Below are 14,905 nucleotides of genomic sequence, written 5' to 3' on the forward strand. Positions count from 1 at the left end.
CCTCGGCCTAAGTGGGTAAATCAATGCGGCACGCGCCGGCATCGTCGAAGATGCTCTGCCAGTTGGGCGATGTGCCGTGTACGTGCATCTCAGCGGCTGACAATAAGAACCGCGACATCCCACCTTCGTTACGCCGAAGCGTTCCGACCACACTGTGGTCGTTGCGGCAGTCCTGCAATGATTCGTGGATACCCGCAACCAACACCGGATGCGGACTCGATTCGACGAACGTACGGTAACCATGTTCGTACGACCACCAAATGGCTTGTTCGAACAACACCGGTTGGCGCAGATTGGCGAACCAGTAGTCGCCGTCCAGGATGCTCGGGTCAATTCCGGCGCCGGTGACCGCCGATATGAACTCGATCTCGCCGGTCCGCGGCTGCAGCCCGGAAAGCAACTCCCGCAATGGCTCCTGCAGTGCCTCGACATGTGCCGAATGCGAGGCGTAGTTGACGGGAATCCGCATGGCCGGCACATCTTCGCGCTCGCACACGATCGTCAGCTCGTCCAATACCGTCGCGTCGCCACTCACCACAGTTAGAGACGGGCTATCCTGCGCGGCAACGCAAATCAACTGAGTCCATGGCTCGATGAGCGCAAACACCTCCGCGACAGGCCGTGCGATCGAGACCATACCGCCGGTTCCAGCGATTGCCCTGATCGCTCTGCTACGCAGACACACCACCTTCGCCGCGTCTCGCAACGACAAGGCACCCGCGACATAGGCCGCCGCGATCTCACCATGCGAATACCCGAGGACGGCGTCTGGCTGAATGCCCAGCGCTCGCCATTGCGCCGCCAACGACACCATCACCGCAAACAGCACGGGCTGCACAACGTCGACACGGTCCATGCTGACGAGACCGACCCCTCGTACGGTCTCGAGCAAGGACCAGTCAACGAATTCGGCGAAAGCGGCGTCGCATAGCCGCATTTGGGCGTCGAAAGCCGGCGCGGAGTCCAGCAACTCGACAGCCATCCCGGGCCACAGCGATCCCTGACCCGGAAAAACGAAGACGATTCCGCCTGTGGCAGCAGCCTTTCCAGTGACCGTATTCGGCGCGGGCGTACCAGAGGAGAGAGCAGCCAATCCACTCATCAACTCGTCACGGTGGGCTCCGACGACTACGGCGCGGTGGTCAAACGACGCCCTGGTGGCGGTCAACGAGTAGGCAACATCCTTCGGATCCGCGTCTGGGCGCTGCTCGACGAACGCCCGCAACCGGGCAGCTTGCTCAGCCAACGCAGCCGTCGACTTCGCTGACAACACCCACGGCATGGCCGATGGGCTCATGTCCACGTCTAGCCCTGCGCCCACCGGGCCACCGTGCGGTGCACTTCTTCGTCTGAACCCCTGACCTGCGCAATCACCCGCAAGTTCAGGTCGTAGCGGGTGGCGATCCAGCCGGTGCAGCCTTCGCGGTCGACGCGCAGCAGGGTGCCGTCCTTAGCCCGTTTGTGGCCGGTGGCGTGTGGGCGGATCGTCGTAGCGGCGCCGCAACCGGCGAGCTTTGCGTTACCCACGTCGTTCCTCCGTCCACGTCCTGGTGTCAGCCTCCGCGATGAAAATCGTCGGTCACCTGCGGTGGAACCAGCCCAGTAGCGCTCTACTGAGCTTTTGCCGAGTCTCGGCGCGGCCCTACTTAGATTGCGGTCGTAGCAACGCAGCCAGTTCGTCGCGGCTGGTCGTTCCGGTCTTCGCCATCGCCTGGTAGATGTGGCTTTCGACGGTGCGCACGGAAACCGTCAATCGCTCGGCGATCGCGCGGTTTGACAATCCCTCACCGATCAGCATCACGATCTCGCGTTCGCGATGGGTCAGCGGCAACGACCCTGTGGTCTGACGAAGCGCCGGCGTATCGACCCCGCCGCATTGTTCGGCCAGGCTGGCGGCCCGCGCCGCACATCCCAGCGCCGATCCGCGTAGGTCTTGGCTGCGATACGCGACGGCGGCGTGCGCGGCCGCGTCGACAGCTGCGACCAGATCGCCCATGCTTTCGAATTCTTCTGACACCACAGCCAACTGGGCGGCGTCGCTGTTGCGCAGCGCCTCGGCGAACCGCACAACCAGACCGACACGCGGCCCCTCGACCATTGATCCGAGCTCGTGCAACCTGGTTGTGCTGGTGCAATCACCGAACTGCACGGCGGTCTGCAGGCATAGCACTTCCGCCGCGAACTGCCCCTCAGCACGGGCCCTTTCGGCCGCTGCCAACGAGATGGCGATCGCCTCGCTGACGGCGCCCTGGTCCGCGGCCAGCCACGCCCGAGCCAGGCTCAATTCATAATCGAGCGACCGGAACGCGCGTCGTTGTTTGTCCAGGCCGGCAAGCGCTGCCGCGGCCTCGCCAGTCGAACCCCGCATGGCCAGCGCTGTCGCGCGCGGGACCTGATAGCGGTACCCCCAGCCCAGCGCATGCGTGGCGGCCAGTCCTGTTGCTGCCTGCTCGAGCAACGGCACCGCGGAATCAAGGCGTCCGGCACCCAGGGCGGCCCGCCCCGCCACGGCAGCACCGAGCAACTGCACCGCCCCGGGAAGGTCGGCCGCCTGCCGACGCACCCGCTCGGCCACATCGAGGGCATCGGCAATCCGACCCGCCAGCAGCAGGGCGCTGACGTGTGCGTCGGCGATGTTGAATCTCATATGCGGCGCGTCGAATGAGCGTGCCGCAACGGCATAACCCGCGTCCGCGACGTCCACCGCTTCAGTGGCGCGCCCCGCATCGGCGGATATGTCAGCCAGAACCCACGCTATTTCCGCACCGACGACAGCCGGAAGATCCTCCAACACAAGCTTTTTCGAGGCCCGGATGGCCGCGTCCGGATCATCGACCGCAAACCAGTACACGGTGAGAAAGGCATCGACATAGCTACGGGCCTCCGGTGATGTGACACCCGACGCATCGTCGATGATTTCTTTCGCTCGCGGGGGATCACCCAGCGCCCAGAGCATGTTGCTGGCCCGCAAAAACGCCAATCGGGCCTGCTCGACGTCGGTCAGCTCGCTGCTCTGGATCTCAGCCAGCACCGCGTCGGCGTCCTCACCGCGCCCCAGCCACGAAAGTGCATGCGCACGAACAAAGTTCGGTTCCGGCCCCGCGCCGGCGGCGACTGCCGCTTGGGCAAGGCGGTCGGCCAGGGGCAGGTCCGCCAGCCAGACCGCGCCATGGGCGGCTTGAGTGAGCAAGTTAGCGTCGGGTGTGAGGTCGGAGTCCAGACTCAGCGCTGCCCGGCGCACCACGACCTGGAGGTCGTCACGGTCCTCGGATGCGGCGAGTTCGTCGGCAACCAGTCCACGCAGCCGACGCAGCCGGGTCGGTGCCGCACGCCTGCGGCGTACCTCGGCGTAGAGCGGATGCGCCACCCGGACCTGCACACCACCCTCGACAGGCTCGAGCGTGATCAACCCACGGGTGTCGGCCTCCTCGACCGCCGCAGAATCGGTGATCCGCTTCAGGGCCGCCAGCTCGATCGGCTCGCCCACGGCCAGCGCCTCGACGACATCGCTCACCGACGCCGGCAGGGCCCCGATCCGGGATTCGATCAGCTGAACCAGCCCTGACGGCATCTTCGGATCCCCGATCCACCGCCAAAACCCATGCTGTTGCACGAGCCGGCCGTCGGCGACCTCCTGTTCGACGATGTTGCGCAGATACAAGACGTTGCCGCGAGTCAGCTTCCACAGCCGCTGAGCCGCATCGGGATCCACCGAACCGCCCAAGACGGCCGAGAGCAACGACGTGGTCTCTTCGAGCGACAGCGGCTGCAGGTCGAGCTGGTCGAACGAGCCGACCTTGACTATCTCTGTTATCGCAGGGGGAATCGGTTCGCCGTCGCGGACCGTGAGGACCACTTTCGCCTCGCCGCGCTGCACAATCTGGTGCACCACGAATATCGACAAATCATCGAGGAGCTGTACGTCGTCGACAGCCACCACCACCCTGACGCCTTCGGGTGCCGCAGTAAGCGACTCGATCACTCCCCGCAACAACTTGACAGTGTCACTGACATCTGAGGGCGCCCATGCGGTGAAAGCACCGAGCGGAACCGTCCGCGCCGATGATGTGCCGACTGCCCACCGGGTTTCGTATCCCCGCGACTCAGCAACCGACAAGGCCTCGCGCACGATCCTGCTTTTGCCCACACCCGCGGCCCCGTGGACGACGATCCCGGAAACATCCGATGCGCAGAGCGCGGTCTCGATGGCTCGCATCTCCTGCGAGCGGCCTATTAACGGCCACGACAAGCGCACCCTAAAAGGGTACGAGCGGCTAGGCCCGCGAGGCGCGGCATCGGGTGACTTTGACAAAGAAACTTGAAATTTCAGTGCCGAAGCGATTACTTCCTCGCATCAGCGCAGAGGACCGAGATCGCGCCCTTGGCTTCGAAGATAGCGAGGTGAACACCGTCGGCGCTGTCGTGCCCGTGCTGTCGTAGCACGGCCTGCAGGTCGGCTGCGGTGAGGCCGCATCGGCGGAGGTTACGTCGGTCCACCTGCCCGTCCCGAATCAGTACTTTCAGGGGAGGATCAACAAACCTGCGCATCCAGGGAACGAAGCGCAACCTCGTCAACACCGCGTGCGCCAGCAGCAGGCAGACGAGCGCCACGGTTGCGCTCAGCCACGAGGTATCAGTCGCGGTGGCCGCTCGGCCGACGATCGCGCCCGCAGCGACGGCGGCGATCCAGTCAAACGGCGCGAATTCGGCGAGAGTGCGCCGCTCTGTGAAGCGAAGCAAGATCGCGGCAGTGAAGAACAGGGCCGACGTCTTGATCGCGGCATCGGCTGCGCCGGATAGGTCACCGATCAGTACATGAACGATGTGTTCCACACCTGTTTCCGTTTCAGCAATGAGTCCTCGACGCGACCTCTCCCGGCTTCTGCAAGAAGGCTGGAGCCAGGTGGGGTGAACTGTCATCACCCCGACCCCTTACTCACCCGGGTGAACCACTTTCACCCGTCATCGTGCATCGCAAGATCGACAACCAGGACAAAGTCTTCGGGCAAACCGTGAACGTGGCTGCAGCCCAAAACAATTGATCGTGAGCTCGCGGACGCTTCCTGCCTGATCGCCATCGTTCGACTGCGGACCGAATGCCGCGCAATTCACCCGGGTGGATCAGCTCGCCGGGCGATGACCAATCACCCCATGTTGGCGAATGCTGACCGAAAAACATCATGTGCTGAACATGACACCGCATCCGTTGCGGAGACGACCAATTCAGCTGCTGCAGCACCGGTGTGGTCGCCTCATCCCATGTCGCGCGTTCTGGCATGCGTGCCCGGCGCCGAAAGTAAGGACAGGTGGTTGTAGACGATGGATTTCGGTGCGTTGCCGCCGGAAATCAACTCCGGGCTCATGTATTCGGGGCCGGGTTCCGCGTCGATGATGACCGCCGCATCCGCCTGGGATGGGCTGGCCGCCGACCTGCATTCCGCGGCAGCGTCCTACATGTCGGTGGTCTCGGGGCTGACCAGCGGGCCCTGGCAGGGGCCAGCGTCGGTTTCGATGGCAGGCGCCGCCGCACATTACGTGACGTGGCTTATCGCGACGGCCACCCTGTGCGAGCAGGCCGCCGCCGGTGCCAGGGCAGCAGTAGCGGCCTACGAGGCAGCGTTTGCGATGACGGTGCCTCCCGCGGTGGTCGCCGCCAACCGCGCGCAGCTGATGATGCTGGTCGCGACCAACATTCTGGGCCAAAACACCCCGGCGATCCTGCTTACCGAAGCCCATTACGGCGAAATGTGGGCCCAAGACGCTGCCGCGATGTACGGGTATGCGGCCACGTCGGCGGTCGCGGCGACGTTGACACCATTCACGCCGCCCGAACAGGCCACCAACCCGGCCGGTCTGGCAGATCAAGCCGCAGCAGTCGCCCAGGCCGCCAGCCCGCAGCTGATATCGACTGTGCCCCAAGTGCTAGCCGGACTCACCTCGCCGCCGTCGTCGACTTCTGGGCTTCTACAGATCGCGCAAATTCTCAGCATGTTTGATCCCTTGTCGTTCGTGAACCTTTCGACTCCGTATACCGCGATACTCGCGACGATCAATGCCGGCTTGACGCAAGCGCACCGCGGCATGACGGAGGGACCACCGGGTCTGCCCGCACCAGCACCCGGGCACAGACCACTCGGATCGGCTCTGGGTGCCCAGCTCGGTTCGCCAACGAACCAGCTAGCGTCGGGTTTCACGCGCGTTGGCACCCCAGGATCGGTGTCGGCGAGCGCCGGGCAGGCCGCATCGATCGGCACCATATCGGTCCCGCCGAGCTGGGCCGCGTCCGCACCGGCGATCACCCGACTGGCGGCAGCATCGCCGAGCACCAGCCTCGGTGCCCCGACGATCGTCGAATCTGTCAGTTCCGACTTCGTGCTCGGTGAGACGGTGTTGGCGAGTGCGGCCCTGCGCGGCCTCGGAGGGGCGGCCCCGCAGAACCGCCCCGCGGTCGCGGCACACCCGCCGACGCCGGATCGGCCCAAGTGGCACTGACACGACAACTGGTCACGGCCCGCCACGTACCGGGCAGGCGAATTACATCAGGCCCAGATCTCGCGCCCGGGTGACCGCCGCGCCGCGGTGCTCAACACCGAGCTTGCGATACACCGCGCGCTGGTGGGTCTTGACGGTATTGAGCGAGACGTACAGGCGCGCACCGATCTCCCGCCGCGATAACCGGGTGGCAAGCAAGCGAAGAACCTCAAGCTCCTTGGGGCCTCAACACCGGGATCGAGTCGTTGTTCCGGTACGCGCCGCCGCTTATGACCTGCAGGGCGGGCCAGATTACGCATGTACTCGGCGGCGTCGTCGCTCAGCTGCAGCGCCGTGGTCAGGCCTGCCAGCACGCGATCCGAGGGCCGCCGTTCCCGGCCTTGCTCAAGTCGTAGGTAGTACTCCGCGCTGATGCCTGCCAGCATCGCGACTTCCTCGCGGCGCAGTCCCGTCACCCGTCTGCGCTGCCCTTCGGCTTCGGCTAGCCCCACGTCCGCCGGCTTCAACAGGCCACGCCGAGTCCGAAGGAATGTCGCCAGCCCGTCTGCGTCAGGCATGATGCGCCGCTATCGACCGACCAGACACCAACTCAAACAACCAAGTTGCGCACTAAAGGATTACCACGACTTGGAGAATGTCGGCGGCGGACCGGATCGAGCGGTCACAGCTCGGGCATCGAGCGGTACGGCCCGACAGCCGCCGCACCAGACCCGCCGGCTGCAACTCTCCGGCGATGCACTCGGCCGTGTACCCCAACCTCTCCAGGTGGCTGGCGCAGACGTAGCCGCACGCATTGCCATTCTCGTCACAGTCAAAGCGTTTGCAGTAGCCGACCATGTGGAATTCCACATACGCCGCCGCAGGCCGGTCGCATCGAAACCCGCTGTCCAGGAAGGCCAGCTGACACTGCAGCGAGAAATCGAGATGTTCGATCTCGCGGGGAATAGCGGCCGGGTTACGCCCCAGTAAGGTTCCGCTTCGGGTTGTGGTCGCGGCGCGGCGGCGCTGCGCCGCCACCGAGGCGATGACCTCCTCAGGTCTGCTCATAAATGCAGCGTGACGCGCGGTAGGGTGAACCGTCATCACCCCGGCCGATCGTTCACCCGGGTGAATCGTGCTGGAGGGTGATGACAGTTCGCCCAGGCTCGGTCCACGCTCAACCAAACCGCTACGAATGGAAACTGCGCATGTCCAACTTGGAATTCTTCGACACCCCGGGATACGGCGAGATTGCCCGCAGCCGCAACCTATACCGACAAGCCCTACGCATCGGCGATCGCGTCGAGATCTCCGGCCAGGGCGGCTGGGGCGAGGATTTCACCTTGTCGGCCACCTCCTTGGAGGACGAGATCGCCAAGGCGTGTGACAACGTCGAAAAGACCCTCGCCGAGGCGGGTGCCAGCTGGCGTGACGTCGTGAATGTCCGCTCCTACCACGTCCCCACCGCTGACGATTCCATTGGTGGTCAACACATGTCGCTGATGGTGGACCAGTTCCGGAAACGGTTCGGCGAACGTCTGCCGCTGTGGACTGCGGTGGGTGTCAAGGCACTTGCACTGCCCGACCAGCGCGTTGAGATTGAGGTTGTCGCTGTCGTCGGATCCGGCAGCAAGTAGGCCCGCTACGGTTAGTCCGCGCGCCCACGTGTTCGTGTGCGTCGTTGATTGGGGACAACCGGTTTGGTCGCGAACGACTGAATATACTGCACAGCGGCGTTGAGGGCGTCGCGCAAGGGTTTGACGCTCTTGGTGGTTTGGGTGAGCAGCGAGCCGCCTTGGTGGGCCGCGATCAGCGCCCGGGCCAGGTGGCGTGGATCGGCGTCGGGGCGCAGCTCTCCGCGCCGGCGCATCGCGGCCAAAGCAGTACTGAATACTGCAATCCACTCGTCATAGGCAGCACTCACCTCTGCCCGGAAGTCTTCATCGTCCCGCGGCAGCTCACCGACCAGGGAACCGAAAGTGCATCCGTTGACGCAGTCGGTGTCGAGTTGCCTCTGCACACTGAGATTGACCCAGTCCTGAAGAGCCTCAAAACTGTCCAACCGGGCCAACGGACTCCTGGTGTGGAAGCCCACCACTTCTTCGCGGCGCCATGCGATCACACCCCGCACGAGGGCATGTTTGTCGCTGAAGTAGTGCGTCAGCTGGGAGCCGCTGGCATTAGCGGCATCGCGAACGTCGCGCAGGCTGGTATTGCCCAGGCCGCGGCGATAGATCAAGTCGGCAGCCGCCCCCACGATGCGCGCGTGAGTGGCGCGTCCACGGGCGGTCAAGCCGACACTGCTGTGACTGGTCATCGTGTGGTGCTGTGTCAATTCCGAAGCGGACAAGTCGGTTTCATTACACGGGTAACGCAGCCCGGTTATCCGTCGGAAGCCGCCGGCGCAGGCGGGCGCGACACCGGGCGGAGCAATACCTGATACTGGTCGGGCACCATGTCCCGGTATTCCGGATGGCGCAGAATGTAGTCAGCCGTGATCTTGCACCGGGGAATGACCGTGTGACCGGCCTTGCGGATCAGTGCGAGCACACCACTGATCATGGCCGAGGAGACACCCCGATCACGCCATTGCTCATCAACCTGGGTAGCCATCAACACGATGTTGCCGCGGTAGCGGCGGTAGGGCTGCCAACCGATCACCTGGTCGCCTACAGCGACCTCGAACCGATTGTCTTGGGCGTCGTCGGTGATGATCGTCCGTAGGCCATCGTGGGCGCTGCGTTCGATACTGCCCATCGGCGTCGGTGATTCAGTCACAATCAAGGATCCCTTCCATGTCCTCACACCCGCCGGTCCGGCGGATATCAAGCATGCGCGGCCACCCGACGGGGTCCCGTCTTGCTGGTCGCTGAGCGCCTGTCACTCCGGTCAGCAGCGAATTGGCGTAGATAGGCCAGCGCGAATGTCAACGCGTCGCGATCGGGCCAGGTCTTGCCGTAGGCCCCGGTCATCAGAGTCCCGCCCTGGTGAGCGCTGACCAGAACGTTAGCCAGCTCCGTGGGGTTGGCGATCTCGGTGAGCAGGCCCTTCTTCTTCATCCGCATTAGACCACGGCGCAACAACGAAATCCATTGCCGGTAGCCGTCGGCGAGAAGTTCCCGGGTCTGTTCGTCGTACTTGCTCAGTTGACCGGCCAGCGCCCCGTAGGTCGGCATCGCATGGTTGCGGGCCACGCGGCCGCTGAACTTCAGCGTCAGCTCCACCCACTTTTCGTAATCGTCGAAGGTGTCCAAATTCCGTAGGGCCGGCTGACGGTGAAAGTCAAGCAGTACCTCGGTCTGCCGCTCGATCACGGCGCGGATCAACGCGTTCTTATCGCCGAAATAGTGTGACAGCTGCGAGCCGCTCACCGAGGCGGCCCGGCGCACATTGTCCAGACTGAGAGCCTCAACTCCCTCGGTGAGGACCAGTTCGGCTGCGCAACCAAGGATCCGGTCGCGTGTCGCCTTCCCCCGCCCGGTCGGGGGAAGGCGATCCGAACCGTATTGGGTCATCCGACCCAGCCTACGCTCTCCTTGACGCTCACCCATGTCCAAGGCCACGGGGCGGTGGGCCGCAGCCCGGTTCCGGCAAGTCCAGGTCCGCCTTCCGGAGTCGATACACCTGGAGGGACAACCCGTAGTATTTGTCGGTCTCGCCGACCCATTCCATGCCCACCCGTCGTGCGGTGGCCACCGCACGGCTGTTACGCGGCCGCACGACCGCGTACACCTCGTCGACGTTCCCGCTGTCAAAGGCCTGATGCGCAACAGCATGACCTGCTTCGGCTCCATAGCCATGGCCCCACATGGCGGGGGCTACTTGCCATCCGATCTCCAGGTCGGTTCGCCCGGGCGGCAATGGCAGCAGCGCTACTCCCCCAATCAACTGTCCGGAATGGTTGTCGATGATCGCCCAGCGGCCCAACGGTAGCCCGGTCGCGTCGCTTTCAGCCACCCAGACACTCAGCACGCGCCGCATTTCGGGGGCATCCACGATCGTCGGCAGGGCCGGGCTCAACCACGAAGCCACTTGGGGGTCACCATAGATCGTGCGCGCGGCGCTCTCGTCGTCGAGGCGCCAGGGCCGCAACAGCAACCGGTAGGTGCGGATCTCTCGCGACGCCGGATCCAGCTCGACATGGCGATGCTCAGCCATGGCGCCCGCTACCGCCGCGCGTACCCGCGCGGATTGGCGTCCGGCGTTCCCAGAACTGGGTCATTTGACCCAACGCTATCGCCGCGGCTCTGCCCTGTCAACTTCGCTTCGTTACTTGCACTGGGTCGTATGACCCACTAGATGTGGAGCATGGGCTCCAACCTTCGATCCGCGGACCGGATTTGTGATGTCATCATCGTGGGGTCAGGTCCTGCCGGCTACACTGCGGCGATTTACAGCGCGCGGGCTGGGTTGGACACCCTCGTCGTGGAGGGCGAAAGGCCCGGCGGCGCACTGGTGACCGCCGGGCAGGTGGACAACTTTCCCGGTCTGGCCCCGTCCGTGTGCGGACCAGCGTTGGCGGCTGCGATGCGTGACCAGGCACAGCGGTTCGGAGCCGAGCTTCACGCAGGTGACGTCGATCGATTCGCTGTTCACGGCGAAGTCAAGACCGTAGAGATTGGCGACGGCCTGCGTCGTGCCCGGACCCTGATCCTCGCGATGGGCTCCGTCGGCCGGTCCCTCAATGTGCCCGGCGAACGCGAGTTCTCGGGTCATGGACTGAGCACGAGCGCCAAACTCGACGGGGACCAGTTCACCGGTTGCGACGTGGCCGTCGTCGGCGGTGGCGACGGCGCGATCGAAGAGGCACTCCATCTTGCACCGCGAGCCCGCCGTGTCATGCTCGTCCACCACCGCCCCCGATTACGGGCCTCCGCTATCGCCGTTGCCCGGCTGCGGACTCATCCCAATGTCACAATCCTGACGTCCACCGAAGTGCTAGCCGTGCAGGGCACACACCACGTCACTGGGCTGCGGGTGCGCGACCTGCATAGCACTGCCGAGTACGACATTGGCGTTGCGGCGGTATTCGTCGCGGTCGGGCAAGTGCCTCGCTCGGAACTATTGCGGGGACTTATCGAACTCGACGACCGGGGCTATGTCCGGACCCGCGACGATACGAGCCACACCTCAGTGGACGGCGTGTTTGCGGCCGGCGACCTGATCGACCGCAGATACCGCCAAGCGGTCATTGCTGCGGCCGCGGGCTGCGCGGCCGCGCTCGACGCTGAGCACTGGATCACCCACAACTGTGCGTTCGTTTCGCAACCAAAGAGAAGTAACGAATGTTGCCGGATATGACTGACTCCGAATCGAAATCAACAATCACCGTGGTGCAGGAAGTACAGCCACCGATGATTCCTGAGGGTGCTCATGTGATGACTGTTGTGATCAAACATCCACCGGGTGCTCCTGGCTATCCGCCGCATCGCGTTCCTGGCGGGCCGGCATTCGGTTACATGATTGATGGTGAGATGTTGTTCGAGCTCGAGGGCCAAGCACCATGCGTGCTGCGCGCTGGAGACGCGTTCTGGGCACCCGGCGGCGACGTGATCCACTACCAGGGCGCCAACAACCGCACCGACGTTCCTTGCAGCTTCGTTCTCACGATGGTGTACGCGCCAGGGTAACCGATGCGCCAATGGGTTACCGAAGAGGAGCTTGAGGCGCGAAAGGGACTGAGCGTCACCAGTCCAACTGAAAGCTAAACGGCCTCAGGGTTTTCCACTACGACCGCTACACCCTGCCCTGAGCCGATGCACACTCCGATCACGCCGTAGCGTGCACCACGTTCCCGCAGCTCCGTGGACAATGTCAACAAATAGCGCGTTCCGGTTGCGCCAAACGGATGTCCGATCGCCACCGAACCACCGTTGGGTGTGAGCTTGTCATCAGGCACGACAAAGCCGTCGAGCTGATTCGGTAACTCCCGCAGCACTCCCAAAGCTTGTGCGCTGAAGGCCTCGTGTATTTCCCAGACGTCGATCTGCTGCGGGGTCAGCCCGGCGCGGCGGATCGCCGCCGGCATCGCCCAGGCCGGAGCAATACCCATGATCAGCGGATCGATTCCATAGACGGCGCTCGACACCACTCTGGCCAACGGCCGGACGCCCAATTCGGCCGCGCGCTCCCCCGAAGCGATTAGTACCGCGCTCGCACCGTCGGTCAACGGAGTGGAGTTGCCCGCCGTCATCTGTGTGGTTCCCGGCTGAGCAGGAAGCGCCGCTAATGCCTCGGCGGTGGTGTCATCGCGAATGAACTCATCATGCTCAAATAAGCGCGCCGCCGTCTTCTTGGTCGCCGCGATGGGCACCGGCATGATCTCTTTCGCCAGCCTCCCTCGGTCGCGAGCGGCTTTAGCGTGCTGATGCGATCGCAGTGCAAATACGTCGATCTCCTCGCGGGTCAGTGAATAGCGATCCGCGACATTTTGCGCCGTCTCGATCATGCTGATGTAGGCGTTGCGCGCCAATAACACTGGGTTCGGCGGGCCGCCGGCACCACTCCACATGGTGTCGAGCATGAACACCGGCCCGCGCGGGCTGAAAGCCGCGTCGCCTTTCATCAGCGCCCAGCCCGACCGGGACATCGATTCCACTCCGCAGGCGATGCCCACGCCGAGATCACCGGCTTTGATGGCGTGACTGATACTCACCGCAGCGCTCAGTGACGAGCCGCAGAACCGATTCACCGTCAATCCTGCGACGCTGTCGGGAAATCCGGCGGCGAGTACAGCCCATCGTGCGATATCACCCATCCCCTCATGGGCGGGGTTCACGCACCCGGCGATGACATCTTCGACGGCGTCCGGGGGAACGCCCACTCGTTCGCATGCGCCCTTGAGCGTCATTGCCAAAAGGTCATCGGCACGGATCGCCGATAGCATGCTCCCGTAGCGGGCAAACGGCGTGCGCACTCCGCCGAGGACATACGCCTCAGTCATTGGAATATCCTTTCGTCGCTGCGAGCCCCTCACGTCGCATCGTTGGCAGCAGGGAGTCGGCTCAGCGGCAGTCGCCTGGTGGCCACCGGTGATTCCGCGGTGAGGCAGATGTCTCCGAAGTCGTGACGAAACACCGAGGTGCGCTGTTTGAACCGGTCATTCAGCTCAAACCGCACCGCCATCACGAGGTCGGTGCGCCCGACGATGTCGATGGCGCGGATCACTACGGCCGGATCACTGCTCAGCGTGTCCAATCGAATTGGCCTGGTGACCATCTCATAGGTGTGTTGGACACCACCGGGGACGTCGGCGAGGTCGATATCGACGCAACACTTGGCGAGCAGAAGATCGTACTCCGCAAGCGCCTGGGCGGTGACCACGATCGACAGGCTGCCGGTCGGACTCGGCCCCGCCGGTGTGAGGGTCAGCAGCGCAGCCGCACGTGTCAATACAACACCCTCAGCCATCTCCGATCACGCCCTTGTTAGCGGCCACCAGAACTTCTCGATCACGGGGTGTCAGCGATACCGATTCTGTCGCCAGTGCAGACACGAAGTGCTCGGCGATCACCACCCCGTGAGCTACTTGGCCGCTGCTGTGCGTTGCGGGACTGCAAATACCGATCGCTCCGGGCACGTCGGCGTCACCGACAACGATCACCGTTGAGCCCGCCGCCACCAGATCGCGGGCCAGACGCCCCGCTGCCGTGTTGGCTGCAGCATCGCGCCCGCTGAACAGCACGGCCGTCAGATTCGTGCCAACCTGCCGCAGGGAGCCATGACGGAGCTGCCGACCAAAGTAGCCCGTGGCAGCGATGCCGGTCGTCCGCGTGGTGAGCAAGCCCGCGTATAAGGACGTGGCCGCGTGTTCGCGAAACCCGGTGTAAGCCAGCTCGGATTCCGGATTGGCCACCACCCGGGCTGCCACCTCGCCTAGGACGGATTGATACGTCGTGGCGGCCACAACGCGCGCGGCGGATGACAGGTCGGCGCTGTCTTCGCGGAGAATCAGCGACGCGAGATAGTCGTGAGCGGCCAGTGTGTTCAAAAATCCGGGCAAGCCGCCCACGGATCGGCTACGCAGTAGAATCTCGCAGTCCGCGCACTGGGCCAACGGACTCGCGGCATCCTCGGTGATCGCGACGATGGTTGCGGGCCTGCTGGTCTCGTCGAACTTTTGCATCAGGGCGACTATTTCTTCGCGCCTACCCGATCCTGACGTGGCGATCAGTAGAGAGCCGGCGGTGATGAGTTCGGGGCTGGCCAACAGGCTCGCGGTGTCGATCCACCATGCGGCCTTACCGCGCGACACCAAACGGCGCCAACTCGGCAGCGCCGCGATATGCGATCCGCCCATACCCGTCAGTACGATCCGGTCATGGTGTTTGCGCACTAATGGGTAGAGCCCCAACGATATTGGCGCGCGCTCAAAATCAAGCAAGGCCTGCGCCTGCTTCTCGAGGTCGACCCGAAATGGCTCAGTCATCGATCT

Annotated in this window: 15 protein-coding genes and 3 pseudogenes; 4 read left to right on the plus strand and 14 right to left on the minus strand. The window is 64.2% G+C overall.

The annotated features are described in order from the left end of the window. Positions 1-7: 7 nt before the first annotated feature. From MSP7336_RS22270 to MSP7336_RS22285, 4 genes are all read right to left on the minus strand, one after another. A complete protein-coding gene (locus MSP7336_RS22270) occupies positions 8-1,321 on the minus strand; it encodes an acyltransferase domain-containing protein (RefSeq protein ID WP_139819718.1) in 1,314 nt (437 codons plus the stop codon). Continuing rightward, on the minus strand, positions 1,306-1,527 hold the full coding sequence (locus tag MSP7336_RS22275) for a hypothetical protein (RefSeq protein WP_069397681.1): 222 nt from the start codon (positions 1,525-1,527) through the stop codon (positions 1,306-1,308). The genes MSP7336_RS22270 and MSP7336_RS22275 overlap by 16 nt, the downstream gene beginning before the upstream one ends. 115 nt (positions 1,528-1,642) lie before the next feature. After that, positions 1,643-4,255 carry a LuxR C-terminal-related transcriptional regulator gene (locus MSP7336_RS22280; protein ID WP_113964632.1) on the minus strand — a complete coding sequence of 871 codons (2,613 nt, stop codon included), beginning with the start codon at positions 4,253-4,255 and terminating at the stop codon, positions 1,643-1,645. Positions 4,256-4,341: 86 nt separating this feature from the next. Next, positions 4,342-4,833, minus strand: coding sequence for a DUF421 domain-containing protein (locus MSP7336_RS22285; RefSeq protein ID WP_113964633.1), 492 nt, complete (start codon positions 4,831-4,833; stop codon positions 4,342-4,344). A 486-nt stretch (positions 4,834-5,319) separates the two neighbouring features. Here MSP7336_RS22285 and MSP7336_RS22290 point away from each other — a divergent pair, with 486 nt between their 5' ends. After that, positions 5,320-6,492 carry a PPE family protein gene (locus tag MSP7336_RS22290; RefSeq protein WP_113964634.1) on the plus strand — a complete coding sequence of 391 codons (1,173 nt, stop codon included), beginning with the start codon at positions 5,320-5,322 and terminating at the stop codon, positions 6,490-6,492. Between the two features lie 42 nt (positions 6,493-6,534). Here the strand turns inward: MSP7336_RS22290 and MSP7336_RS22295 are convergent. The 3 genes and pseudogenes from MSP7336_RS22295 to MSP7336_RS22305 form a co-directional block, all read right to left on the minus strand. Beyond that, positions 6,535-6,702 (minus strand): annotated as a pseudogene (locus MSP7336_RS22295) (response regulator transcription factor); the annotation flags it as partial. Positions 6,703-6,809: 107 nt separating this feature from the next. Continuing rightward, positions 6,810-7,049: pseudogene (locus MSP7336_RS22300) on the minus strand (helix-turn-helix domain-containing protein); the annotation flags it as partial. 52 nt (positions 7,050-7,101) lie between these two features. After that, complete coding sequence (locus tag MSP7336_RS22305; protein WP_232321108.1) at positions 7,102-7,539, minus strand: hypothetical protein; 438 nt, start codon at positions 7,537-7,539, stop codon at positions 7,102-7,104. A gap of 140 nt (positions 7,540-7,679) precedes the next feature. Between MSP7336_RS22305 and MSP7336_RS22310 the strand changes: the two genes are divergently transcribed. Then, positions 7,680-8,108 carry a Rid family hydrolase gene (locus MSP7336_RS22310; RefSeq protein WP_113965208.1) on the plus strand — a complete coding sequence of 143 codons (429 nt, stop codon included), beginning with the start codon at positions 7,680-7,682 and terminating at the stop codon, positions 8,106-8,108. A gap of 11 nt (positions 8,109-8,119) precedes the next feature. Here the strand turns inward: MSP7336_RS22310 and MSP7336_RS22315 are convergent, their stop codons facing one another. From MSP7336_RS22315 to MSP7336_RS22330, 4 genes are all read right to left on the minus strand, one after another. Then, a complete protein-coding gene (locus MSP7336_RS22315; protein ID WP_069397685.1) occupies positions 8,120-8,788 on the minus strand; it encodes a TetR/AcrR family transcriptional regulator in 669 nt (222 codons plus the stop codon). 65 nt (positions 8,789-8,853) lie between these two features. After that, positions 8,854-9,249 (minus strand): GNAT family N-acetyltransferase, encoded by a 396-nt coding sequence (locus MSP7336_RS22320; RefSeq protein ID WP_113964636.1) that lies wholly within the window; start codon positions 9,247-9,249, stop codon positions 8,854-8,856. A 47-nt stretch (positions 9,250-9,296) separates the two neighbouring features. Then, on the minus strand, positions 9,297-9,986 hold the full coding sequence (locus MSP7336_RS22325; protein ID WP_113964637.1) for a TetR/AcrR family transcriptional regulator: 690 nt from the start codon (positions 9,984-9,986) through the stop codon (positions 9,297-9,299). Between the two features lie 28 nt (positions 9,987-10,014). After that, positions 10,015-10,629: a GNAT family N-acetyltransferase gene (locus MSP7336_RS22330; RefSeq protein ID WP_113964638.1), complete on the minus strand. Its 615-nt coding sequence runs from the start codon at positions 10,627-10,629 to the stop codon at positions 10,015-10,017. A 150-nt stretch (positions 10,630-10,779) separates the two neighbouring features. Between MSP7336_RS22330 and MSP7336_RS22335 the strand changes: the two genes are divergently transcribed. Together MSP7336_RS22335 and MSP7336_RS22340 are read left to right on the plus strand one after the other, a co-directional pair. Further along, the gene (locus tag MSP7336_RS22335; RefSeq protein ID WP_181786894.1) at positions 10,780-11,772 is read left to right on the plus strand and encodes an NAD(P)/FAD-dependent oxidoreductase; all 993 of its coding nucleotides are present in this window, start codon (positions 10,780-10,782) and stop codon (positions 11,770-11,772) included. After that, positions 11,757-12,098: pseudogene (locus MSP7336_RS22340) on the plus strand (cupin domain-containing protein); the annotation flags it as partial. The gene MSP7336_RS22335 and the pseudogene MSP7336_RS22340, both read left to right, overlap by 16 nt. A 77-nt stretch (positions 12,099-12,175) precedes the next feature. Here MSP7336_RS22340 and MSP7336_RS22345 read toward each other — a convergent pair. Genes MSP7336_RS22345 through MSP7336_RS22355 form a run of 3 tightly spaced genes read right to left on the minus strand, consistent with a single transcriptional unit; the run spans position 12,176 to position 14,899 of the window. Beyond that, the gene (locus tag MSP7336_RS22345; RefSeq protein ID WP_113964641.1) at positions 12,176-13,414 is read right to left on the minus strand and encodes a thiolase family protein; all 1,239 of its coding nucleotides are present in this window, start codon (positions 13,412-13,414) and stop codon (positions 12,176-12,178) included. 29 nt (positions 13,415-13,443) lie between these two features. Next, positions 13,444-13,863: a hypothetical protein gene (locus MSP7336_RS22350; RefSeq protein ID WP_142706843.1), complete on the minus strand. Its 420-nt coding sequence runs from the start codon at positions 13,861-13,863 to the stop codon at positions 13,444-13,446. Between the two features lie 10 nt (positions 13,864-13,873). After that, positions 13,874-14,899: an SIS domain-containing protein gene (locus MSP7336_RS22355; RefSeq protein WP_181786896.1), complete on the minus strand. Its 1,026-nt coding sequence runs from the start codon at positions 14,897-14,899 to the stop codon at positions 13,874-13,876. Positions 14,900-14,905: the final 6 nt, after the last annotated feature.

The organism is Mycobacterium shimoidei (assembly GCF_900417275.1).
GTDB lineage: Bacteria > Actinomycetota > Actinomycetes > Mycobacteriales > Mycobacteriaceae > Mycobacterium > Mycobacterium shimoidei.